The sequence below is a fragment of the Hyphomicrobium zavarzinii ATCC 27496 genome, assembly GCF_000383415.1.
GTDB classification, from domain to species: domain Bacteria; phylum Pseudomonadota; class Alphaproteobacteria; order Rhizobiales; family Hyphomicrobiaceae; genus Hyphomicrobium_C; species Hyphomicrobium_C zavarzinii.
Window position 1 is genome coordinate 813,575 of record NZ_KB911256.1, and the last position, 23,649, is coordinate 837,223.

Here is a 23,649-nt window from a genome sequence, read left to right on the forward strand (position 1 = left end):
GACCATCAAGCAGTGCCGCCGTCATTTGCGACCGCCACAGAGGGCGCGGTTCTCGAAAACCACGCGACGTAGAGGGCGGGAAGAAACACGAGCGTCAGCAGCGTGGCAATGAGAAGCCCGCCCATGATCGCGAAGGCCATCGGTCCCCAGAACACGGTTGGCGCGATGGGGATCATACCGAGAACCGTCGAGACCGCGGTCAGCATGATCGGCCGGAAGCGTGTGCAACTCGCATCGATGGCGGCGGTGGTGACATCCTTGCCCTGAGACCGTTCGGACTCGATCTGCCCGATCAGGATGACGGCGTTCTTCGTGATCATGCCCAGAAGGGCGAGGATTCCGAGAATGGCAACGAAGCCGAGCGGCCGTCCCGAGACGAGGAGAGCGGCCACGACGCCGATCAGTCCGAGCGGTCCGACAGTCAGCACCAGCCCGAGCCGCTGGAAGCTGCGCAACTCCACCATCAGAACGGTCAGCATGATCAGTAGCATGAGCGGAACGACTGCGATCACCGAAGCCTGAGACTTCTGGCTTTCCTCGACAGTTCCGCCCTCCACGATGGCGTAGCCCTGTGGAAGCTCCTTTCGCAGCGCCGCGATGCTGGGCGCCAGCGCATCGACGACGGTCTCCGGCAGCGTGCCGCCGGAGACATTCGCCTGCACGGTAAGCGTCGGCACGCGATTGCGCCGCCAGACCACAGGCTGGTCCTGGGCATACTCGAAGGAGGCGAACTGGCTCAGGGGAACGGTTCTGCCGTTGGGGAGCGGAACCTGGATGGTGCGGAGAGTCGCGAGGGAGACGCGCTGCTCGTCCGTTGCCCGGGCGATCACGTCGACAAGATAGATATCATCGCGAACCTGGGTGAGCGTGTTGCCCGTAATGACGGTGTTGAGAACGGACGCCAGCGCTTCGGAGCTGAGGCCGAGCTGGCGCGCCTCGTCCTGGTTGACGGCGATGCGAACCTCGCGCGTCGGTTCGATCCAATCGAAATTGACATGCTCGGCCTGGCGGTTGGCGGCCACGACCGCAGCCAGCTTGAACGCGATGTCCCGGACGACCGCAATGTCCGGCCCGCTGACGCGATACTGAACCGGCCAGCCCACGGGCGGGCCCAGCTCGAGCGGCGAGATGCGGCCGACCACATTGGGGAAGTCGGTTGTCAGGAGCTTTTCGAGGCGCGCGCGCAGCCGTTCGCGCGCCGCGACATTCTTGGCGACGACCACGGCCTGCGCGAAGAACGCATTGGGGAGCTGGACATCGAGCGGGAGATAGAAGCGGATGGCGCCGCGGCCCACATAGGTGCTCCAGCGCGCGACGTCCTCATCGCCGCGAAGTGCCGCATCCAGCCGCTCGACGGCATCCTCCGTCGCGAAGATCGAGGCGTTCTGCGGAAGCCGCATGTCGACCAGCAACTCGGGCCGGTCGGAGGAGGGGAAGAACTGCCGGGGAATGAGAGGGAGCGCCAGAATGGAGGCCACGAACACGGCTAGCGTGGCGGCGATCGTCAAGCCCTTCGCCGCGACGGCGCGCGAAAGAAAGCCGCGATAGGTCTCCAGCACCTTGCTCGATTGGCCGCTCTCGGCGGGCGCAGGCGGCTTCAGAATGACGGAGCAGAGGATGGGGGCGAAGATCACAGCCACGACCCAGGAGACGAGCAGCGCGATGCTCACCACGGCAAACAGCGAGAAGGTGTACTCGCCGGCGGAGCTGGCGGCAAAGCCCACGGGAACGAACCCGGCAATTGTCACGAGCGTGCCAGCCAGCATGGGGAACGCGTAAGTGCGGAACGCGAAAGAGGCCGCTTCCTCCTTGCTGTCCCCCCTGGCGAGACGGGTGAGCGTTGCGTCAGTCATGGTCATCGCATCGTCGACCAGCAAAGCGAGGGCAATGATGAGCGCGCCGAGGGAGATGCGCTGCATGTCTATGCCGAAGAGCTCCATGATCGCGAAGACGATAGCGAGCGTGAGCGGAATGGAGAGCGCGATGATGAGCCCTGCGCGCACGCCGAGGCTGATGAAGCTCACGACGAGGATGATGCCGACGGCCTGCCAGAGCGACGACATGAACTCAGAGATGGCGCTCTCCACCGTCACCGCCTGATCCGCCACGAGCCGCGGTTCGATGCCGAGCGGAAGCGTGGCCTTCACTTCGTCCATTTTCGTTTTGATGTTTTGTCCGAGCGCGAGAATGTCGCCGCCGTCGCGCATGGCGATGGCAAGTCCAATCGCCGGCTTGCCGTTGACGCGGAGCAAAGGCTGCGGCGGATCCGAGAAACCGCGCCTCACCTGCGCAATGTCGCGCAGGCGCAACATGCGGTCGCCAACCGCGAAGTTGACGTCGAGCACATCCTGCTCGGAGGTGAACGCACCGGACACCCTGAGTGATAGCGTCTCGTCTCCGGTTTCTATCGTGCCGCCGGGGCGCACGATGTTCTGGGATTGCAGCGCGCGGATCAGCGCCGACCGGTCGACGCCGAGCGTGGCGAGCTCCTTCATGGAGAACTCGACGAAGATCTTCTCGTCCTGCGCGCCCAGGATCTCGATCTTCGAGACGTCGCGGACTTTGAGAAGGGTGGAGCGCACGTCCTCCACGTGGTCGCGAAGCTCACGGTGGGTGAAGCCGTCCGCCGTGAAGCCGTAGATGATGCCGAAGGTGTCGCCGAAATTGTCGTTGAAGCCGGGACCGACGATGCCCATAGGCAAGGTGGATCTCATGTCGGCCACGTTGCGGCGCACCTCGTCCCAGATGTCGCGGACTTCGCGGGCGGTCGTGTCGCCCTGAAGGTTTACGAAGATGGTCGTGACGCCCGCCTTGGTGTAGCTGCGAAGAAAGTCGAGCTTTTCCGTTTCCTGAAGCGTGCGCTCGAGCCGCTCCGTCACCTGGTTGAGCGTTTCTTCGATGGTGGCGCCGGGCCAGGCGGCTTGCACCACCATGGTCTTTATGACGAAGGTCGGATCCTCGTTGCGCCCGAGCCGGGCATAGGAGAAGACACCGGCGATCACCGCCATGATCATGAAGTAGATCACCAGCGAGCGGTTGCGCAGCGCCCAGTGTGAAAGATTGACGCCCATTACGGTTCCGCTCCGAGGATGCGTATCCTTTGTCCGGGATGAAGCGCCTGAACGCCCGCGGTCACGATGACGTCTCCCACGTCGAGGCCGTCGGAGATCATGACGGTTGCCGGGTCGAAGCGGGCCACCTCGACGTTGCGGAGCGAGACGCTGTAATCGGCCGGGTTTACGATCCAGACGGCAGGCTGCAGATTGACCTTCGTCAGCGCGCTCGCCGGTATTTCGATGGTCGCCAGCGTGTCGAGTTCGATTTGGCCGGTTACTGTCGCGCCCAGCCGCATCGCTTCGGGCGGGTCCGTCAGCCCCACCTTCACCTCGAATGTACGGGTGGTCGGGTCGGCCTGGGGCGCCACGGTTCGCACGCGTCCGGCTGCCTTGACGGAGGGATCGTCGCTCAGCCGAACCTCGATCTCCACGTCGGCTGGAACGGAACGCAGCACCTGCGCCGGCACGTCGAACACGCCGTCTTTTCCGTCTTCGCGGGCGAGACGGACGATCATCTGTCCCGCCTGCACCACCTCGTGAGGCTCGGCTCCGGTCGCGGTCACGACGCCAGGCGCGTCGGCCTCGAGCTCCGTGAAACTCACGAGATCATGGGCCGCTTTGAGCTGAGCCTCCGCGGCGTCGAGTTGCGCTTCGGCGGTCGCGCGCGCCTTCTCCGCCTGATCGTAGAGCGCGCGCGTCGTCCAGCCCTGGGAGAGAAGCGTCTCCTGCCGCTCGAAGCGATTGCGCGCTTCCGTTAGCGCCGCATGAGCGGCCGCGAGGTTGGCCTGCGCGGAGCGCAACGCATTCATCTCGTTCTGAGGCTCGAGCCGCGCGACTACTTGGCCTGCCTCGACGCGATCTCCAATTCCGACCGTGCGCTCTGCCATGCGGCCGGAGATGCGGAATCCCAGTGCGGCTTCGTTGGCCGCCTCGACCCGCCCGGTGAGCGCCAGCGGCTGCCCGCCGACACGCTTCTCGACAGTCGTGGTACGCACGGGACGGGGATCGGGCGCCGCGCTTTCGGTGTCGTCGCTACAAGCCGACAGGGCGAGCGTGCCGAGCAGCGCGATCGCGGGAAGAGGCACGCCGAGAAGAGGCGCGACCTGCTGTGATGCTCGGCTCCATCTGCTCATCGGACAAAGCTCCCTCAACTGCCTGATCGGCGCGCGACCTCAGAACGATCCGAATAACGACCCCAGAACGATGACGGCCGCGAGGGCTATCATCGCGCCGAAGATGCAAACGACAACGATGTCCCGGTAGCTTTCGCGGTGTGTCGATCCGCACACGGCGAGCAGGGAGACGACCGCTCCGTTGTGCGGGAGGCTGTCGAGCGTTCCCGCCCCGATGACGGAGACGCGATGCAGCAGGTCCGGATGGATGCCCTGGTCCGCAGCAAGGTGCATGTAGGTGCCCCCGAGCGCATCGAGCGCGATGGTGAGGCCGCCGGAAGCAGAACCGGTGAGGGCCGCGAGCACGTTGGTCGCGACCGTGAGAGACACCAGCACGCCGCCGCCGATGGAGAGCACCCAATCGCGCACGAACGCGAAGGCGGGTAGCATGGCGACGACGGCGCCGAAGCCGACGAGGCTCGCAACGCTGAGCGCGGGGAGAACGGACGCGTTGGCGCCGGCATCCATGCTTTTGCGCAAGGCGGGGAGGCGCTCGTAGTTGAGAATGATGAGTACGAGCGTCGCCGTGGCCAGCGCGATGGCCACCGACCACACGCCCCCCACGGCCTGGATGGAGGTTCCGCCCCACCGCTCCTCCTTGAGGAACGCGAAGTCGAGCGAGGGGAGAACGATCAAAGCCATCAGCAGATTGACGAGCACGACGACGAACAGGGGCAGCGCGGCAACCAAGATGGGCGGCAACGTCTCGGTGTGCTGGCCGTGAGAAATTTCGGCCGGGTCGAACTCGCGAGCCGCTGTCGCACGCTCGCGGATGAACTCGTCGTCCGCCGCTGCAGCGCCCGCATCCCCAAGGTCCGCGCCCCCGAAACCTTCTCCTTTGAGCCGCGCCTTGTCCTCCTCACGGCGCAGCCACCACAACCCGAAGCCGAGCATGATGGCCGAGGCGATGATGCCGAGACCGGGAGCTGCGAAAGGCGTCGTGCCGAAAAACGGCATCGGAATGGCATTCTGGATCGCGGGCGTGCCGGGCAGGGCGGACATTGTGAACGTGGAAGTTCCGAGCGCGATCGCGGCCGGTATCAGGCGCCGGGGGATGTTCGCGGCCCGGAACAGCTCGATTGCCATCGGCGCCAGAACGAAGAACGCGACGAACAGGCTGACACCGCCGTAGGTCACCGCCGCGCCGGCTAGAATGACGGCGAGGATGGCGCGCGAAGGACCGAGCGTCTCCGTCATGTAGCGCGCGATGGCCTTCACGGAGCCGCTGTCGTCCATGAGCTTGCCGAACAACGCGCCGAGCAGGAACAGCGGAAAGAACTGCGCGAGAAACTGCGCCGCGTTGGACATGAACGTCTGGGTCCAGTGGGCGAGCAGCGGTTCGCGCGAGAAGGCGGCCGCGATCAGCGCGGCGGCAGGGGCCAGGAGAAGGATGCTCCAGCCGCGATAGGCGAGCCAGATGAGAAATCCGAGCGCAACGATGATGCCAAGAAGTCCCATTGGCTAGACCTGATGAAGAAGGGAGTCCAGATCGACCGATGACCGGCGCCCGAGATCCTGGCTGTGCTTGGTCATGAACTCATCCGCCGAACGCCGTCCCTCGTCGCGCAGCATTTCGAGGAAGGGCCACTCCGCATTGAGTTTCGATGAGTAGCCGAGATTGCTCATGGTGTCGTTCGGCACCGCATGGACGCGCATCTTGCCCCACAGGGCTCCCTCGGTCGTGCCGGGATCGGCGACCTGCCTCAGTAGCGCGATCATCTTGAGCTCTTTGAGCGTAACGGCGTTGAACGCGACCTCGTTGATCCGGTCGAGGATCTCCCGCGCCGAGCGCGGCGTGCCGGGACGCTCGATCGGGTTGATCGGAACCAGGATGGTGTCGCGCGAGGTGCATTCGAGCACCAAGGGCATGATGCTCGGGTTGCCGGAATAGCCCCCGTCCCAGTATGCGTCCCCGTCGATCTCGATGGCCTGGAAAAGCTGGGGCAGGCATGCGGACGCAAGAAGCACGTCGGGCGTAAGCTCGGCGTTGCGAAAGATGCGGCCGCGTCCCGTGCGGACATTCGTTGCGTTCACGAACAGCTTGATTGAGCCGCTCGCAAGCCGGTCGAAATGGACGCATTCGGCGAGCACGTCGCGGAGGGGATTGAAGCCGCCCGGATTGAGATCGTAGGGCGAGATGAGCCGCGCGATCAGGTCCATGGTGATGAACGCGGGCGAGTTGTCGAGTGTCCAGCGTCCGAGCATGACGTCGAGGGGGCTGCGCTGAAAGGGACTGAAACGGGCCGCTTCAGAGACTTTCCGCCAGAAGGTCTCCAGCGCAGCGCGCGCACCCTCCGGCCCGCCATCGGCATAGCCGTCTGCCAGCACTGCGGCGTTCATCGCACCGGCGGACGTGCCAGAGATCCCGTCGATCCGCAGGTTGGGCTCTTCGAGGAGCCTGTCCAGAACGCCCCATGTAAAGGCACCGTGCGCGCCACCACCCTGCAAGGCCAGGTCCACGAGAAGTGGAGTCTTGCGATCTTCGAGACGCACGTTGGGCATCGGTAGCTCCGAATCGGGATCTCAGCCATCCCCGATCTGCGGGGCTCGGCGCGCGGTCTAGGGTTCGACCGCGCGGGGTTCCCGACGGAGCTGCAGACCGAGTGCTATCCACCAGGCGCCATGCAGCAGCAGATCGATGCCGACCAGCGTGCCCAGCACCCACAGTCCGCTCACCGGCCATTTCGCGAGGATCACGAAGCCGGCGATGATGCCGATGACGCCGGACAGAAGGAGCAGCGAGCCGTACCAACGCCAGTACTGGAAGGACTGCACGACGCGCACGACGCCGGATGCGATGAGCGCCAGACCGAAGACGAAGGTGAGCATCACGGATGCCACCAGCGGATCGGAAATGAGGATCGCGCCGCAGACGGCGTAGAGTGCGCCGATGAGAAGCCGCAACGCAAAGCCGCTCCAATGCGGCGCCGTGAATGCGTGGAAGACCTCAGATCCGCCGGCGATGATCAGGAAGAAGCCGATCAGGATCGCGCTGATCACGGTGGCGAGCGCGACATCGCCGAGAACGAAGAGACCGGCGGCAACGAAGACGATGCCGAGCAGGAGTGCGCCCCACCAGCTCGTTGTCGCCAGATTCGGGCTCGAATGAATGACTGACTTGTCGACCATGGTGGACCTCTTGAAATCGAGTGTGAAAGAGAAATGCGAGAAAGATTTCGGGGCGAATTCCTTCGTCTCCGAAAACAGCTCTCCGGAGAAGCGAGTGTACTGTTTCAAGTTTCAAGTGATCGGCAGCTCGAATGAAGCTGCCGATATGAAATCACTTTTCTTCAGGCGCGGGCCCGCGCATTTCGGGAACGGCACCGCTCACGGTGCCGGTCGCGGGAAGCTTTCCGGCTTCGTCACCCATTCTCTGCGGCGGGCCTTTCTGTGAGGCAGAACCTCCCGTTCCGGTGCTTGCGCCAGTGGCGGCCGAGCCCGTGCTGGGCCCCGTCATATCGGGCGTTGCGTTACGCATGGTCTCGCTGGCAGGGAGCTTTCCCTGATCGCCCATTGTCACGGGCGGCCCTTTGGGCATGGGGCGCTCTTCAGCAAGGGCGGAGGCCGAAAAGGCTCCGAAAGAGACGATTGCAATAGCAGGCGTAATCAAAAATTTCATTGCACGGACTCCTCAGCGATTGGTTCACTAAGTGTCCCCCGTGCTCGAACTATAGGCCCAATTCATCCCCATGAGAAGGAAATGTAATGAAGCGGACCAATTGGAGTTAATTGTTCAAAAATCAGAGCGCGCTTCGGCTCAATGAGTTTGCGCAGCGTCCATTTTTTAACCTGGACGTTCTGATCTGGAGCAGTAAGCGATCGGAATGCGAAGCCGTGCGGCGTTTGCTTTGATCGGGCTCACGAGCCGTCTTTCTCGCTCGGCGGATCGCCTGCCCGGGGAGCTGTCGCGTTAATTTTGAGGAAGAAAGTCAAGGCCGCTATCATCAGCGCGACGGCGATGCCGAGACCGAGGAGATCGAGGTCCCGTGTGCGCGCAACCGCTTCCTTGAGGAAGAGAACGGCAAGAACCGCGACGACGACGCTGATCAGATTGTTCTTGAGATCCTCGATGTTGCGAATGACGAGCCATGCCGGAAGAGGAATGGTGTCGTCGATGAACAGCGCAAACAATCCGACGCAGGTGATGTAGCCCACGATGGCAATCAGGAACACGTCGATGGCCGCCAGCAGGCCAACGGCCAAGAGACGCGCGCCTTCTGGAGAGACGGACCCTATCCGGAGCGTGTCGACGATCGCAGAGCCGACAACGGCGATCTCGTAGAGGATCAGCGCAACGGCGGCGACATAGATGCCGAGGATGGCAACGACAACGATGTATTTGCTCGAGGCAAGCGTCGTGCGCAACATGGGTTGGCCTCTTCTGGATACGGTCCATCTCAAATTGTCCCACGCGCAAGAGCATAAGCACCAACCAAATAGCTGACAACGTGTTCAGAGCGAGGACGTGTTCAGGGGCAAGCCTGTGTTGGCCATCTGCGCAACTCTTGGGCAGAGAGTGCCCCCTTGCGGACAGTGCTCGACCAAAGTGGACTTGACCCTCGCCGCGAAGCTCACCATTTTCCCCATGTCGGCAATCGACTGCGGAAGAGACCGGTCATGTTCACGCATGACCGGCGCCGAAGGAGCAACCGCCCCGGAAACTCTCAGGCAAACGGACTGCAGCCGAACGACACTCTGGAAAGCGATGAGGCGGTAACCCGCTCCATCCACCGACGATGACAAGGGCCGGGACCGCCTGTGAGTTGGCGGGAAAGGCACCTAATCTTTCAGGTCTCACGACAGAGGGGGCTCGCATCTGTGCGCATAATGCGCGCAGAAGAGCTATGGAGCCCCGCGTGAGCGACGCATCGCACCCCGATCCCGCGCCCGTTCTGAACCGTACCCCGCTCTATGCGCTGCATGTCGCGAGGGGCGCGCGCATTGTGCCCTATGCCGGCTACGAGATGCCGGTCCAGTATCCGTTGGGGGTTCTCAAGGAGCATCTTCACACGCGCGCCGCCGCGGGCTTGTTCGACGTCTCGCATATGGGCCAGATCGTCGTCCGCCCGAGGTCAGGTCAGATCGCCGACGCCGCGCTCGCGCTCGAGCGGCTCGTTCCCGCCGATCTCCTCAACCTGAAGCCTGGCCGCCAGTGCTACTCGTTCTTCACAAACGGAACCGGCGGAATCCTCGACGATCTGATGATCGCCCATCGCGGGGACCACGTCCTGCTCGTCGTGAACAGCAATTGCAAGGCGGAGGACGCCGCCCATCTTGCAGTCAACCTCTCCGGCACCTGCGAAGTCGAGCCGCTCGATCGCGCGTTGATCGCGCTTCAAGGCCCCAAAGCCGAAACCGCGCTGGCCCGCTTAGCACCGGCCTGCGCGTCGATGCACTTCATGGACGTGCGCGACATCGATATTCTGGGCGTTCCCTGCGTCGTCACACGCTCGGGCTACACGGGTGAGGACGGATTCGAGATTTCCATACCCGCCGACCATGCGAGCGCGATCGCCGCCGCGCTTCTGGAGGATCCGAACGTACAGCCTATCGGCCTCGGCGCGCGCGATTCCCTGCGTCTCGAAGCAGGTCTCTGTCTCTATGGCGCGGATCTCGACGAAACGACGACGCCCGTGGAAGCGGGGATAGCCTGGGCTGTTCCGCGAACGCGGCGCGCGGAGGGCGAGCACCCCGCCGAGTTTCCCGGAGCACGCATCATTCTCGACCAGATTGCGCGTGGTCCGGAGCGCTGTCGCGTCGGCCTGTTGCCCGAGGGGCGGGCTCCCGTCCGCGCAGGGGCGGACCTGTATCCCACGGAAGACTCGCAGCGTGCCGTCGGCACAGTGACCTCGGGAGGCTTCAGCCCCACCCTCGATCGTCCCGTTGCCATGGGGTACGTGCCGTCTTCGTTGGCGGCAACAGGCACCCGAATCTTTGCCGAGATCCGCGGAAAGCGCCTGCCCATGACTGTCACACCTTTGCCGTTCGTCGCGACCAGATTCAAACGCGGCCCGAGCCGCCAGCCGTGAGAAGGAGATCAACCGAGATGAAATTCACCGATGAGCACGAGTGGCTGACGCTCGAGGGCGACGTGGCGACCGTCGGCATTACCGAGCACGCCACCACCCAGCTCGGCGATCTCGTCTTCGTCGATCTCCCGAAGGTCGGCACGACGGTGAAAAAGGGTGACGGCGCCGCGGTCGTCGAGTCGGTCAAGGCAGCGTCGGACGTCTTCGCGCCGATCGACGGCGAGGTGGTGGAGATTAACGAGGCCGTGGTGAAGGACCCGGCGCTGGTCAATACGGACCCGCTCGGCAAAGGCTGGCTTTATCGCATGCGGCTCGCGAATGTCGCGGATTTCGACGGCTTGATGGACGAGGTGGCCTACAAGGCCCTGGTCGGTTGAGACACTTGCGCGCCTTCCGCTGCCGTTGAGACGCGGAAAGACATAGGCACTGAATACTGTCGTGCTTCGCCTCGGAAAGGCGCCCGCTTTTCCGGAAGCACCCTTGCGTGGAGACAACGATGCCCGGCTCATACGATCCCTATGACTTCGCCAACCGGCGCCACATTGGCCCCTCGGCGGCCGAGATCACGGAAATGCTGAGTGTGATTGGTGCTGAAAGCCTGCACGCGCTCATCGACGAGACCCTTCCGGCGAGCATCCGCCAGACGTCGCGTATCGACTTCGGCAAATCGCTCACCGAGCGCCGCGCACTCGACAAGGTGCGCGCCACCGCGAACAAGAACCGCGTGCTGACCTCGCTCATCGGGCAGGGCTATCACGGCACCATCATGCCGCCCGCCATCCAGCGCAACATCTTCGAAAACCCCGCCTGGTATACGGCCTATTCGCCCTATCAGCCGGAGATCAGCCAGGGGAGGCTGGAAGCGCTCCTCAATTTCCAGACGCTCGTCTCTGATCTGACGGGGCTCGACATCGCTAACGCCTCGCTGCTGGACGAGGCCACCGCGGCCGCCGAGGCGATGGCCATGGCGCACCGCGTGGCGAGCTCCAAGGCCACGGCCTTTTTTGTGGACAAGGACTGTCTGCCCCAGACCATCGCCGTCGTGAGGACACGCGCCGAGCCGCTCGGCTGGAATGTCATCGTCGGCGATCCCTTCACCGATCTCGATCCAAAGGCCGTTTTCGGCGCGCTGTTCCAGTATCCGGGTGTCTGCGGCGCGTGCCATGATTTCTCCGATCCGATCGCGAAGCTGCATGCCGCCGGCGCCATCGCTGCCGTCGCCGCAGACCCGCTGGCACTGACGCTCCTGAAATCGCCGGGCGAGATGGGAGCCGACATCGCCATAGGGTCGATGCAACGCTACGGCGTGCCGATGGGATACGGCGGCCCGCACGCAGCCTACATGGCGACCCGCGATGCCCTGAAGCGCACGCTTCCGGGCCGCATCGTCGGCGTCTCGGTGGACAGCAAAGGCAACCGCGCCTACCGCCTCGCGCTGCAGACGCGCGAGCAGCACATCCGCCGCGAGAAGGCCACGTCGAACATCTGCACCTCGCAGGTTCTGCTCGCCGTCATCGCGTCCATGTATGCCGTGTTCCATGGGCCGCGCGGCCTGAAGGCCATCGCCGAGCGCGTGCATCGCGATGCTGTGCGGCTCGATGAAGGGCTGACCTCGCTCGGGTTCAAGGTGAGCCCTGCCGCTTACTTCGACACCATCACTGTTGAGGTCGGTGCCTATCAGGGGCTGATCCTCAAGAACGCAGTCGATAACGGCATCAATCTCCGCAAGGTCGGCGGAGATCGCATCGGCATCACCGTCGACGAGCGCACGCGTCCCGATACGCTGGAGGCAGTCTGGCGCGCGTTCGGCGGCTTCGACCTCCGGTACGACGAGGCGTATCCAGCCTCCCGATTGCCGAAGAACCTGATCCGCACGTCGGAGATCCTGACGCATCCCATCTTCCACATGAACCGCGCCGAAAGCGAGATGACGCGCTATATGCGCCGCCTCGCCGATCGGGATCTCGCGCTCGACCGCTCGATGATCCCGCTCGGCTCGTGCACCATGAAGCTCAATGCCACGGCTGAGATGCTGCCGATCTCCTGGCCCGAGTTCGGCGAGCTGCATCCCTTCGTGCCGGCAGATCAGGCGCTGGGCTACAAGGAACTGATCGGAGATCTCTCCGGCAAGCTCTGCGCCATCACCGGCTACGACGCCATCTCGATGCAGCCGAACTCGGGGGCTCAGGGCGAGTATGCGGGGCTGCTCGCCATCCGCGCCTATCACAGGAGCCGCGGCGACGTGAGGCGCGACGTCTGCCTCATTCCGGCGTCGGCCCACGGCACGAACCCCGCTTCCGCCCAGATGTGCGGCATGACGGTGGTCGTCGTCGGCACGGACGCGGGCGGCAACATCGATGTCACCGACTTCCGCGCCAAGGCGGAGAAACACAAGGACCGCCTGGCCGCCTGCATGATCACCTATCCTTCGACCCATGGCGTGTTCGAGGAGACGGTCGTCGAGCTGTGCGAGATCACGCACGCCAACGGCGGCCAGGTCTATTTCGACGGCGCCAATCTCAACGCGCTCGTCGGGCTGGCCCGCCCCGGAGACATCGGCGCGGACGTGGGCCACATCAACCTGCACAAGACGTTCTGCATCCCCCACGGAGGCGGCGGCCCCGGCATGGGACCGATCGGCGTGAAGGCGCACCTCATACCGTTCCTGCCGGGACATCCCGAGACGGATGGCCGGGAGCACACCGTCTCGGCGGCGCCCTACGGATCGGCGTCGATACTGCCGATCTCGTGGAGCTACTGCCTGCTCATGGGTGGGCGGGGGCTCACCCAGGCCACCCGCATCGCAATCCTCAATGCCAACTACATCGCCAAGCGGCTTGAGAGCGCCTATCCGGTTCTCTACACCGGCCGCAATGGCCGCGTGGCGCACGAGTGCATCATCGACACGCGCCCTCTGCTCGAAAGCGCGGGCGTAACCGTCGACGACATCGCCAAGCGCCTCATCGATTGTGGCTTCCACGCCCCGACCATGAGCTGGCCTGTGGCTGGAACGCTGATGATCGAGCCGACGGAGAGCGAGACCAAGGCGGAGCTCGATCGCTTCTGCTCCGCCATGCTGGCGATCCGCGAGGAAGCCCGTGCCATCGCCGACGGCCGCATCGACCGTAACAACAATCCGCTGAAGAACGCACCGCATACGGTCGAGGATCTGGTGGGCTCGTGGGAGCGGCCATACTCGCGAGAGGCCGCCTGCTTCCCGCCTGGCGCCTTCCGCGTCGACAAGTATTGGCCGCCGGTCAACCGCGTGGACAACGTCTACGGCGATCGCAATCTCGTCTGCTCATGCCCGCCCTTGGAGAGCTACAAGGAGGCCGCGGAATAGAATGCCAGCGTCTCGGAGAGCTCGCGCACGCGCTTTCCGAGACGTCTGTCATGCATGTCAGACGTGTCTGATTACTGCGACTCGATCAGGAAGCTCTTGCTCGGGGCGGTGAGCGTGCTCGAAAGCGTCTCCGCCTCGTCCTTGAGCTGAACGCCGGAGTGTCCGCGCTTGCGGGCCTCCGTCATCAGGTAGAGCAGCTTGTGCACAGCCACGCCGTAGTTGAGCCCCTCGCGCCGCACGTTCGAGATGCAGTTGCGGGATTCGTCCGTGAGACCGACGCGGGGCTTCAGCGTCATGTAGATGCCCATGCTGTCGGGCGAGCTGAGGCCCGGACGCTCGCCGATCAGAACCACCACCATGCTGGCGCCCAGAAGCTCGCCCACCTCGTCGCCGACGGCTACGCGCGCTTCCCGCACCACCACGAGCGGGGCGATACGCCAGCCTTGCTGCACGAGCGGTGGCAGCATCACGTCGAGGAACGCTGTGGCGTTCTCCTCGATGGCGAATGAGGAAAGTCCGTCGCCGATCACGAATACGACGTCATAGCCCTCTGCGGGCCGCGCCACCTTCGTTAGCGCCTCTCGGGAGGCAGCCTCCAGGCGCCGGCCCTTGTCGGGCCGCTGGAGATACATCGGGCGATTTTCAGCGGCGCTATGCAGAACGAGAGGCTGGTGACCGAGCGCCACGAGTGACGCTTCGAGCCGCTTCACGTCGAGCTCATGATGCACGGCGTTGCGTGCCCGCGCATGCGCGAGCTGGAACTCGAGGTGCGGCTTCGTCGGCAGGCTGGTGCCCGCGCGGCCGAGCGCGATGCGCGCCGTCGTGTATTGGCGGAGCTTGCTCCACGGATTGGGAACGACGATGGGATTGTTATCGTCCGACATGCGGGGCTCCACCTCAATGCAGATGCGAGAGTGCGCGCTGGAAAGGCGTCGGCAGCGTATTGGCCAGCTTCAGCGCCTCGCTCTTCTCGAAGATGCCGACGTTGAGCAGCCATTCCTCGAACTCGGGCGACGGCTTGAGACCGAGCGCCTTGCGCGCATAGAGCGCGTCATGGAACGACGTCGTCTGGTAGTTCAGCATGATGTCGTCCGAGCCGGGAATGCCCATGATGAACGTGATGCCCGCAACGGCAAGCAGCGTCAGCAGGGTGTCCATGTCGTTCTGGTCGGCCTCGGCATGGTTCGTATAGCAGATGTCGCAGCCCATCGGCACGCCGAGCAGCTTGCCGCAGAAATGATCCTCGAGCCCGGCCCGGATGATCTGCCGGCCGTCGTAGAGATATTCGGGACCGATGAAGCCCACGACCGTGTTGACGAGCAGCGGCTTGTACTTGCGTGCCACGGCATAGGCGCGCGCTTCGAGCGTTTGCTGATCGACGCCGTGATGGGCATTGGCCGAGAGCGCGCTGCCCTGTCCGGTCTCGAAGTACATGGCATTGTTGCCGACTGTGCCGCGCTGGAGGCTTTGCGCGGCGTCGTAGCCTTCCTTGAGCACCGCGAGATTGATGCCGAAACTGCTGTTGGCGGCCTCGGTTCCGGCGATGGATTGGAACACGAGGTCGACGGGTGCGCGCCGGTTGATGGCCTCGATGCTGGTCGTCACATGCGTGAGCACGCACGATTGCGTCGGGATGTTGTAGCGCTGGATGATCTCGTGAAGCATGTCGATCAGCGTGATTACGGCGGAGATGCTGTCCGTCGCCGGATTGATGCCGATCACCGCGTCGCCGTTTCCGTACATGAGGCCGTCGACGATGCTCGCCGCGATGCCTGTCGGATCGTCGGTCGGATGGTTGGGCTGAAGACGCGTCGAAAGGCGCCCCTTCAGCCCGATGGTGTTGCGGAACTTGGTGACGACACGGCACTTCTGCGCGATCAGCACCATGTCCTGCACGCGGCAGATCTTGGAGACGGCCGCGACCATCTCCGGAGTGAGGCCCGGCGCCAGCGCCGCGAGCGAGCGCTCGTTTGCCTCGTCAGAGAGAAGCCAGTCGCGGAAGGCACCGACGGTCAGATGCGAGATCGGCGCGAACGCCTTCGCATCGTGATCGTCGATGATCAGGCGCGTCACCTCGTCGGTCTCGTAAGGCACCAGATGCTCGACGAGGAAGACTTTGAGGGGCACATCGGCGAGCGCCATCTGAGCGGCCACGCGTTCCTCGTCGTCGCCTGCCGCCACACCTGCGAGATAGTCGCCGGATCGCGCTGGCGTGGCTTTCGCCATGAGAACCCGGAGGTTCTCGAAGCTGAACCGGTGACCGGCGATGGAATAAGAGTAGCTCATGAGGGTTGCCCGCCGATTGCTGCTGTCCAAGTCTTTAGAACGGCTCTTCCTCGCCTGGTGCCGCCGCGACCAGATGATGGCGGCTGTAGAGTGCGAAATAGGCGATGAAGATTGCGTAGACGACCGCGGCGCCGATGATCACCCGGGGATCCACGAGGAACCCCGCGACCACAGCGACGCACGCCAGGATGAGCGCGATCCCCGATGTGAGGATTCCGCCCGGCGTCCTGTAGGGCCGGTCGAGGTTAGGCTCCCGGATGCGCAGCGCGATATGCGAGGCCATCATCATCACGTACGAGACCGTTGCTCCGAACACCGCGATCAGGATGAGGAGATCGCCCTGCCCGCTGAGCGAGAGCAGGAAGCCGATAATACCGGGTACGATCAGCGCAACATAGGGGGTTTTACGTCCGCTCGTCAGCGACAGCGCGCGGGGCAGATACCCGGCGCGAGACATGGCGAACACCAGCCGCGAGTAGCCATAGATGATCGAGAAGAAGCTCGCGATGAGGCCGGCCAGACCGACGAAGTTGACGAACCGGCTCACCCAGGTCGGGCCGCCGAAGACTTTGGGAGACTCGAGTGCCGCCACCAGCGGATTGCCCGAATCCTTGAGTGCATCCGCCCCCGCGCCGCCCGGACCGAGCGTGAGGATCAGTGCACAGAATGCCAGCAGAACGAGGATGCCGCCGATCAGGCCGCGCGGCAGGTCCCGCTTGGGATCGTTGGTTTCCTCAGCCGCGAGCGGAACGCCCTCGATGGCGAGGAAGAACCAGATCGCGTAGGGGATCGCCGCCCAGATGCCGAGATAGCCGAACGGCAGGAACGGGCTCGCCCCGGCAGCATCGGTCACCGCGATGTCGAACAGGTTGTTCGTATCGAAATAGGGGATCATCGTGACGACGAAGACGATGAGCGCCACGACAGCCAGCGCCGTGATGGCGAAAATCAGCCGGAGCGCTTCGCCGGCACCATAGAGATGGATGCCGAGGAACACGACGTAGAAGGCCAGATAGACGATCCACCCGTCGATGCCGAACAGGGAATTACAGTAGGCGCCGATGAAAACCGCGATCGCGGCCGGCGCGATGGCATATTCGATCAGGATCGCGATGCCGCAGAGGAAACCGCCCCAGGGGCCGAAGGCGCGTCGCGCGAAGCCGTATCCGCCGCCCGCCGTGGGAGCGATGGTCGCGAGTTCCGCAAGCGCGAAGCACATGCAGGTGTACATGGTCGCCATCAGGATGGAGGCGATGAAGAGGCCGCCCCAGCCGCCTTGTGCGAGTCCGAAGTTCCAGCCTGCGTAGTCGCCCGAGATAACGTAGGCGACGCCGAGGCCGACGAGCAGCAGCCATCCTGCGGCGCCGCGCTTGAGCTGACGCTTTTCGAAATAGTCTTGCCCAACCTTGTCGTACTCGACACCTGAGTGTCCCGCTGACTCCATGGTGATCCCCTTGAACTTGTGTTTGTTTATTGTATTTCCGCAGCGCAGCATCATGCGTTCGGAGCCGGCGGGGCCGGCGCCGTTGTAAAGCGCGATGGAGGGTTGCGGCGCACATCGCCCAAAAATGACGACGGCAATCTCACTCTTAGTGTTGGAAGACGCTAGTGATGCGCTATTATGTCGTCTATCCAATTTCGGCATGCGTGCTTGACGTCCGACTTAAGTCTCATTCGGCAACAGGCACGCGTAGTCCCGAAACAGCTCAAGTGGACGTTGCGCATGGTGGCTTTGTCGGAACGCCACGCCCCCCCGCCGAAGGGCTCGCCTGACGGTAATACGGCCGTTCACGCGGCTATCACGCGCGATATCGACGAGCAGGCGGCGCTTCTGCGCGGCTGGAACCAGACCTACGATCAGATCTCCGCCGGCGCCTTCAGCGGCTCGTTCTGGGAAGCCCGGATCGACGACGTTCAGTTTTTCCGTGAGATCACCAGCAATTCGCTTCATCAGACCGGAGACTTGCCGGAGGGGACGATCGCCGTCGGCGTGCCGATCGCGTTGCGCGGTAACGCGAGGTTCTGCGGTCAGCGGTGCGACGGAGCGCAGGTGCACGTCTTTTCCGGCAACGATGCATTCGAGTTCTTTTCGCCGAGCGGATTGGACATCGCGGGTTTCGTGCTGAGGGAGCAGGACTTGCGCTGCTCTTTGACCTCGGACGAGTTGGAAACGGTCCTGCCGTCGCTTGCAAACCCGCATCTTCGTGCGGTCGATGGCAGCGCGGCAGAGCACATGCGCCGCATCTTCGCCGACGTTTGCGAGGTCGTCACCAACTGTCCGGATCTCGAAAACGATGCGCCGCGCCGGGCGTCCATGACCCGCGATGTGCGGGCTGCCCTGGTAGCGGCCTTGTCGCGAACCGAAAACGACAGCTTCGACGTTCCCTCCGCGAAGCGCGCCCGCATCGTGCGCGATGCGCGCGATCTCGTGACCGAGTCGCCGGATGGTTATACGAGTGTGGAGGAGTTGTGCCGCACGCTGGGCGTCAGCCGGCGCGCGCTCCAGCAGTCGTTCCAGGAGACTCTGGGGCTCAAGCCCTCGGCCTATCTGCGGTCCCTGCGCATGAACGGGGCGCGCCGGGCGATCAAGCAGGCCAATTCCGTAGCGGAAGCGGCCACGCTCTGGGGCTTCTGGCACTTCGGCCGCTTTGCTCGCGACTACAAAGTGATGTTCGGCGAGCTTCCGTCGGAAGCCTTCCGCCGCTATCACGGACCGGCGGAGGCGGGCGAGCCGTGAGCGGCTTCACCGCGACCCAAAGGTTTTGATGCCAGAAACGGCGGCGGCAAACGCGGCGTGCCAGTCCGCGCACGGCGATTGTGGCTTCACGCGACGCCCGCTGCGCGTAAAAGCGAAAGGTCTGCCGACGGCTTCCGCGGCAAGCGCAGCCACGCCGACCGCCGTCAGCTCCGGTTGATCGGAGACGATCAGCTCCCGTTCGAGGCAATCGGCGAGAAACTGGCAGAAGTAGCGGTTGCGCGTCATGCCCCCGTCGATCGAGGTGGCCTCGCCCGGCGCTGAAGCCTTGCTGATCGCCATCATGACCTCGGCCGTGCGCAGCGCGACACCTTCCAGCACCGCCTGCACGAGATCCGCCTTGGTCGAATCGAGCGAGAGGCCAAGCCACGCGCCGCGCGCCGACCGGTCCCAATGCGGGCACGCAAGGCCGGCGAGCGAGGGCACGAATGCTAGCCCACGCGAGATCGCGGGAGGGGTGTCGAAGTGGTCAATGTCCGAGAATGCATCGAACAGGCCGAGCGATCTCGCCCATTCCAACGCCGACGACGCACAATAGACGCCGCCGTCGACCGCATATACGGGCGCGTCGCCCGCGTTCTGCCAGGCGACGGTGGGCAGCAGACCGCCACCCGGGTTTTGGTGGAGCGTTCCGGTGATCTGCAACGCGAAGGCTCCGGTGCCGAACGTGATCTTCGCGTCGCCTTGTCTGCGGCAGCCATGGCCGTAGAGCGAGGCCTGCTGATCGACGATGCTGGCTGTCAGCGGAACCTTTTTGGCCCCGCACGCCAGGGAGCCGAAGTCGCCGCTGGTGGGCACGATCCGCGGCAAGGCCTCGATTGGCACGCCGAACAGGCGGCAGAGCTCCGGGTCCCAGCTTCCCGTCGTGATGTTCATGAGCGAGGTGCGTGAGGCGGTCGCGATGTCGGTTTCGAAACGGCCTGTCAGGCGATCGAGGAAGAAGGCATCGGTGGTTCCGAGCCTGAGGCGGCCTTGATCGGCTAGCCGCCGCGCCTCGGGGATCTCACGTAGGATCCACGCGAGCTTGGATGCCGAGAAATAGGGGTCGAGCGGCAGCCCGGCACGCTCGCGCACGATCGCTTCCGCGCCATCGGCCTTGAGCCTGTCCATGAAGGCGGAGGTGCGCGCATCCTGCCACACGATTACGGGACCGACTGCGGACTTGGTTTCCGCATCCCAGCCGAGGCAGCTTTCTCCTTGATTGTCGATACCGATGGCCCCGAGATCGCCGATCGCACCCGCCGCATCGAGGCAAGCCCGGATATTGCGGATCAGTTCCTCGGGATCGTGCTCGACATGATCGGGCGCCGGATAGAGCTGTTGGTGCGGCAGCGAGGCGATGGTCCGCACCGAGCCGTCGCCGTCGATGACCAGCGCGCGCGTGCTCGTCGTGCCCTGGTCGATGGCGAGCGTCTTCATGCCTTGTCTTCCGCGAACACGATGTGCACCGGCCCGTTGAGATCGATGGGAAGCCGATCGAGCGGGATGAGAATACGCCGCTCGGGTAGCGCGTCGATCCTTTGAGACCATAGGTTTTGGCCGGAGACAACGACCGAAAGCGTGCCTCGGGCCGGCCGGCGTACGCGCACTTGGAGAGTCCTCGGTGCACCGCTTGCCGCGACGAGCCGTTGCGGCACCACATACTTGAGCGCGTCTCCCATGAGGGCGAGGCCTGCGCGTGGGGTGGGCTCCGGCAGTGTCCCGGCGAGGCTTCCCGCGATCATCCGCGCCGCAGCGCGGCCCTCGGCCCAGCACCAGCCAGCGGTCTCCACGGGGCGCAGCAGGTTTCCGGCAGCGAAGTATGCGGGATCGCTGAGGCGGAAGAACTGGTCCACGCAGGGACCACCCGACATGCTGTCCACGGCAAGGTGGCTGTCGCGCAGTAAAGAGGCCTCCGGCAGGAACTGCCCGGTGACGATCACCCCATCGGCCTCGATCCGCGAGGTCCGCCCGGAGCGATCGGCAACCTCGACTGCCTCTACCTGCGCGCGCCCCTCGATGCGCGTGATCGAGGCCCCGAGCATCAGCGGAACGCCAAGCGCGCCGGGCAACAGCCGGGAGGCGCGCCAGGCGGTGATGCGCGCGTTGGGCTCTATCATTGCCACGGGCTTGATTCCGGCATGGCGGCAGGTGAGCAAGGCCGAGAACGAGACCAGCTCCGTGCCGAGAATGACGGGACGGCTGAACGGCTTGAGTCCGTCGAGATACACGAGGCCTTGCAGAGCCCCGGTGGAGAGCACGCCGCTGGGTTTCGTTCCGCCGATCAGCCGGGCGGCACGCGTTTTCTCTCTCACGCCGGTCGCGACGAGCACACGGCGCGCGCGGATTGTTGCGAGCCCGTCCGGAGACGAGACGTCAATCTGCGGGCCGGGCTTGAGCGAGGTGACGGAAACGCGTGTCCTGATCTCGACGCCCACCCGCAGCGCCCGCTCGACGAGACGCGCGGCATAGTCCGGTCCGCGAAGAACGCGCGAGAATTCGCGCATGCCGAACGGATAGTGGCCGCAATGACGCGGAATACCCCCGGCCTCGCGTTCGCGCTCGATCACCACGACGGAGGCAACGCCAAGGCGTTTCAACTCCACGGCCGCGGACAAACCGGCCGGTCCACCGCCGATGATCGCGACGTCGTAAGCAGGGGCGGTGTCACCTGTCATCTGGTGCCCCGCTCATGGGATGCTTGAGGCGGTCCTTGGTCAGGCGCGCGAGCTCGGCCGAGCAATAGAAGCCCTGGCAACGGCCCATGGTCACACGGGTCTTGCGCTTCAATCCGGCGAAGCTACCTGGCGCGAGCGGGCCTTCGAGAGCGGCTTCGATTTCCGCGCGCGTCACGCGCTCGCAATGACAGACGACACCGTCGTTGCATGGTGTCTGCCAGCTTCGCTCTCCCGCTTCGCTGATCTGCGCCACCGTGGGCCAGATGGGATCGGTGAGAGCGTGAGGAGCGTGGCCAAGCTCGAGATACTGGGAGAAGACATGGCGCGCGATGCCGAGCGCCGAGCTCAGTCCCGTGGAGCGGATGCCGCCCACCGTGATGAGATTGATCTCGCGATGGGCACGGATCTGATAGTCCTTGAACTCGGTCGCAGGCCGGAGCCCAGCGTAGATCGCGGAGACCTCGATGTCGGAAAGAGCGGGCACGATTTGCGTGCCCCGTTCCTGCAACTGCGCGAGCGTCTCAGGCACCAGCACCGCCTCGTCTCGCGCCGTTTGTTCTTCGGCCGTCGGGCCGACCAGAAGATTGCCGAAAGCGGTGCGGCACACGACGATGCCTTTGGTCGTCGCGCTGGGGACGGGAAGCAGGATGCTCTTCACCAGCCCTGCAGCCGCCTTGTCGTAGACGACGAACTGCCCCTTGCGCGGGCGAATATGAAAATCGGAGACGCCGCGAAGCGTCTGGTCGACGAGATCGCCATAGAGACCCGCCGCGTTGATTACGCACGTCGCTGCGATCTCTCCCGCGCTCGTCTCCAATCGCCAGGCCGATCCGTCGAACTGCCCCGCGAGGACTTCGCACTCGCGCCGAAGCTCCGCGCCGTTTGTGAGCGCCTGCAGCAAATAGGCGTGCGGTGCCGACCAGGGATCGATGATGAACTCTCGCGGAACGCAGAACCCCGCCCGTACGCGGCGCGAGAGATTGGGCTCCCTCCGCAAGATCTCGTCGGACGTGAGCGCCTCGACATCCCCGACACCGTTGTCGCGCGCCTGCTGCATCAGCTCGGGGAGGCGCGCTTCCTCCTCTTCCGTCCAGGCGAGCACCAGCGCACCGGACCGGATGAGCGGAAGGCCGAGACGCTCGCGAATGTCGAGATATTCGCTATAGCCGCTTGCAATGCACGATTGCTCCAGCGAGCCGCAAGGCGCGTCGAAGCCCGTATGAAGGATCCCGCTGTTTCCCTTGGACGCGCCGTCGAGAATGTCGGGAGCCTTCTCGAGCACGATCATCTTCGCGCCTTCGAGAGTGAAGCGCCGCGCGATCGCACAGCCGACGACGCCCGCCCCGACAACGGCGACATCGAAACCGGATTGTGCGTGCGAGCGCGACATAAATCTGTACTCGTTCTAATTTTGCAGCTGCGAAGCTTGCGAGACCCGGGCCAACCGGGATGATGCCTGTTTAGTCAATTTTGGCGCGGCATTAGTCAGAATGACTGCCTGAATGATCACAACTTCAGCACTATGAATGTTGACTCGGGCAATCTTCTCGTTTTCATTTATCGAACGCAAGGGGGCTCGGCATGAAACCGAAGCATCGGCAGGCGCACATCGCTGAGCTCGTCAGCCAGAGGGGGGAAGCCTCGGTCGACGCGCTTGCTCAGCAGTTTGGCGTCTCCGCGGAGACGATCCGGCGGGACCTCAGCCAGCTCGCGGAAGGCGGCGTCATCCAGAAAGTGCATGGCGGCGCGCGCCGCTCGCCCCTTATTGCAGAGGGCAGCTTTTCCGAGCGCATGGCGGAGAATGCCGGCGCAAAGGAGGAGATTGCGCGAAAGCTCGCTCCGCTCATCGAGCCTGGCGACACCCTCTTCATCGACACCGGCTCGACGACGCTTGCCTGCGCACATCAGCTTGCCGCGGTTCCCGAGCTTACCGTAATCACCAATTCGGTGCGCATTGCGCACGTGATGTCCTCGGGCGAGGGCCGGCCGAAGGTGCTGCTGCTCGGCGGCGAGTTTCGCAACGACAATGCGGAAACGGTTGGCCCGACCACGATCGAGCAGATCCGCGGATTCCAGGCGGATCATGCGGTGATCACGGTGGCAGCGCTCGATGCGTCTGTCGGTGCGATGGACGCGGAGCTCGATGAGGCGCACGTGGCGCGCGCGATGATCGAGTGCGCACACCGGCTCATCGTTGTCGCCGATGCCAGAAAGATGGAGCGCAAAGCGGCCTTCCGCGTCTGCCGGCTGGATGAGATCGATGTTCTTGTTTCGGATACTGCGCCGTCGCCCGCATTCAGGGCCGCGCTAGGGGAAGCCGATGTCGAGTTCAGATGAACATTCGCTGGCGC

The 23,649-nt window shown here is 64.3% G+C and carries 18 protein-coding genes and 1 riboswitch; of the genes, 5 read left to right on the forward strand and 13 right to left on the reverse strand.

Annotation, left to right across the window (positions count from 1 at the left end; genetic code table 11):
• Positions 1 to 5: 5 nt before the first annotated feature.
• The 7 genes from F812_RS0107775 to F812_RS23070 all read right to left on the reverse strand — a co-directional run bounded on the left by F812_RS0107775 (position 6) and on the right by F812_RS23070 (position 8,596).
• On the reverse strand, positions 6 to 3,071 hold the full coding sequence (locus tag F812_RS0107775; protein ID WP_020085401.1) for an efflux RND transporter permease subunit: 3,066 nt from the start codon (positions 3,069 to 3,071) through the stop codon (positions 6 to 8).
• Positions 3,071 to 4,189: an efflux RND transporter periplasmic adaptor subunit gene (locus F812_RS0107780; protein WP_020085402.1), complete on the reverse strand. Its 1,119-nt coding sequence runs from the start codon at positions 4,187 to 4,189 to the stop codon at positions 3,071 to 3,073. Before F812_RS0107780 ends, F812_RS0107775 begins: the two co-directional genes overlap by 1 nt.
• Before the next feature lie 39 nt (positions 4,190 to 4,228).
• Entirely contained in the window at positions 4,229 to 5,686 is a 1,458-nt protein-coding gene (locus F812_RS0107785; RefSeq protein WP_020085403.1) for a GntP family permease, read from the reverse strand.
• A gap of 3 nt (positions 5,687 to 5,689) precedes the next feature.
• Entirely contained in the window at positions 5,690 to 6,730 is a 1,041-nt protein-coding gene (locus tag F812_RS0107790) for a patatin-like phospholipase family protein (protein ID WP_020085404.1), read from the reverse strand.
• A 57-nt stretch (positions 6,731 to 6,787) separates the two neighbouring features.
• Positions 6,788 to 7,357, reverse strand: coding sequence for an HdeD family acid-resistance protein (locus F812_RS0107795; RefSeq protein WP_156827301.1), 570 nt, complete (start codon positions 7,355 to 7,357; stop codon positions 6,788 to 6,790).
• A 151-nt stretch (positions 7,358 to 7,508) separates the two neighbouring features.
• Positions 7,509 to 7,847, reverse strand: coding sequence for a hypothetical protein (locus tag F812_RS0107800; protein WP_020085406.1), 339 nt, complete (start codon positions 7,845 to 7,847; stop codon positions 7,509 to 7,511).
• Between the two features lie 239 nt (positions 7,848 to 8,086).
• Positions 8,087 to 8,596, reverse strand: coding sequence for a YqhA family protein (locus F812_RS23070; RefSeq protein ID WP_020085407.1), 510 nt, complete (start codon positions 8,594 to 8,596; stop codon positions 8,087 to 8,089).
• Between the two features lie 224 nt (positions 8,597 to 8,820).
• A riboswitch (glycine riboswitch) is annotated at positions 8,821 to 8,918 on the forward strand.
• A 154-nt stretch (positions 8,919 to 9,072) separates the two neighbouring features.
• Here F812_RS23070 and gcvT point away from each other — a divergent pair.
• The 3 genes from gcvT to gcvP all read left to right on the forward strand — a co-directional run bounded on the left by gcvT (position 9,073) and on the right by gcvP (position 13,600).
• The gene (gene gcvT / locus F812_RS0107815) at positions 9,073 to 10,257 is read left to right on the forward strand and encodes a glycine cleavage system aminomethyltransferase GcvT (RefSeq protein ID WP_020085409.1); all 1,185 of its coding nucleotides are present in this window, start codon (positions 9,073 to 9,075) and stop codon (positions 10,255 to 10,257) included.
• Positions 10,258 to 10,274: 17 nt separating this feature from the next.
• Positions 10,275 to 10,634 carry a glycine cleavage system protein GcvH gene (gene gcvH, locus F812_RS0107820; RefSeq protein ID WP_020085410.1) on the forward strand — a complete coding sequence of 120 codons (360 nt, stop codon included), beginning with the start codon at positions 10,275 to 10,277 and terminating at the stop codon, positions 10,632 to 10,634.
• Between the two features lie 119 nt (positions 10,635 to 10,753).
• The gene (gene gcvP / locus F812_RS0107825) at positions 10,754 to 13,600 is read left to right on the forward strand and encodes an aminomethyl-transferring glycine dehydrogenase (RefSeq protein WP_020085411.1); all 2,847 of its coding nucleotides are present in this window, start codon (positions 10,754 to 10,756) and stop codon (positions 13,598 to 13,600) included.
• A gap of 71 nt (positions 13,601 to 13,671) precedes the next feature.
• Here the strand turns inward: gcvP and eutC are convergent, their stop codons facing one another.
• The 3 genes from eutC to eat are packed head-to-tail and all read right to left on the reverse strand — an operon-like array spanning position 13,672 to position 17,330.
• Entirely contained in the window at positions 13,672 to 14,484 is an 813-nt protein-coding gene (gene eutC / locus F812_RS0107830) for an ethanolamine ammonia-lyase subunit EutC (RefSeq protein WP_020085412.1), read from the reverse strand.
• A gap of 13 nt (positions 14,485 to 14,497) precedes the next feature.
• Positions 14,498 to 15,886 (reverse strand): ethanolamine ammonia-lyase subunit EutB, encoded by a 1,389-nt coding sequence (locus F812_RS0107835; protein WP_020085413.1) that lies wholly within the window; start codon positions 15,884 to 15,886, stop codon positions 14,498 to 14,500.
• A gap of 34 nt (positions 15,887 to 15,920) precedes the next feature.
• Positions 15,921 to 17,330 (reverse strand): ethanolamine permease, encoded by a 1,410-nt coding sequence (gene eat / locus F812_RS0107840; RefSeq protein WP_040498086.1) that lies wholly within the window; start codon positions 17,328 to 17,330, stop codon positions 15,921 to 15,923.
• A gap of 279 nt (positions 17,331 to 17,609) precedes the next feature.
• Between eat and F812_RS0107845 the strand changes: the two genes are divergently transcribed.
• Positions 17,610 to 18,623, forward strand: coding sequence for a helix-turn-helix domain-containing protein (locus F812_RS0107845; RefSeq protein WP_020085415.1), 1,014 nt, complete (start codon positions 17,610 to 17,612; stop codon positions 18,621 to 18,623).
• A 6-nt stretch (positions 18,624 to 18,629) separates the two neighbouring features.
• Here the strand turns inward: F812_RS0107845 and F812_RS0107850 are convergent, their stop codons facing one another.
• The 3 genes from F812_RS0107850 to F812_RS0107860 are packed head-to-tail and all read right to left on the reverse strand — an operon-like array spanning position 18,630 to position 22,688.
• On the reverse strand, positions 18,630 to 20,060 hold the full coding sequence (locus tag F812_RS0107850; RefSeq protein ID WP_020085416.1) for an FGGY family carbohydrate kinase: 1,431 nt from the start codon (positions 20,058 to 20,060) through the stop codon (positions 18,630 to 18,632).
• Positions 20,057 to 21,298 (reverse strand): NAD(P)/FAD-dependent oxidoreductase, encoded by a 1,242-nt coding sequence (locus F812_RS0107855; protein WP_020085417.1) that lies wholly within the window; start codon positions 21,296 to 21,298, stop codon positions 20,057 to 20,059. The genes F812_RS0107850 and F812_RS0107855 overlap by 4 nt, the downstream gene beginning before the upstream one ends.
• A complete protein-coding gene (locus tag F812_RS0107860) occupies positions 21,288 to 22,688 on the reverse strand; it encodes an NAD(P)/FAD-dependent oxidoreductase (protein WP_020085418.1) in 1,401 nt (466 codons plus the stop codon). Before F812_RS0107860 ends, F812_RS0107855 begins: the two co-directional genes overlap by 11 nt.
• 191 nt (positions 22,689 to 22,879) lie before the next feature.
• Between F812_RS0107860 and F812_RS0107865 the strand changes: the two genes are divergently transcribed.
• Positions 22,880 to 23,635 carry a DeoR/GlpR family DNA-binding transcription regulator gene (locus F812_RS0107865; protein WP_020085419.1) on the forward strand — a complete coding sequence of 252 codons (756 nt, stop codon included), beginning with the start codon at positions 22,880 to 22,882 and terminating at the stop codon, positions 23,633 to 23,635.
• Positions 23,636 to 23,649 lie beyond the last annotated feature (14 nt).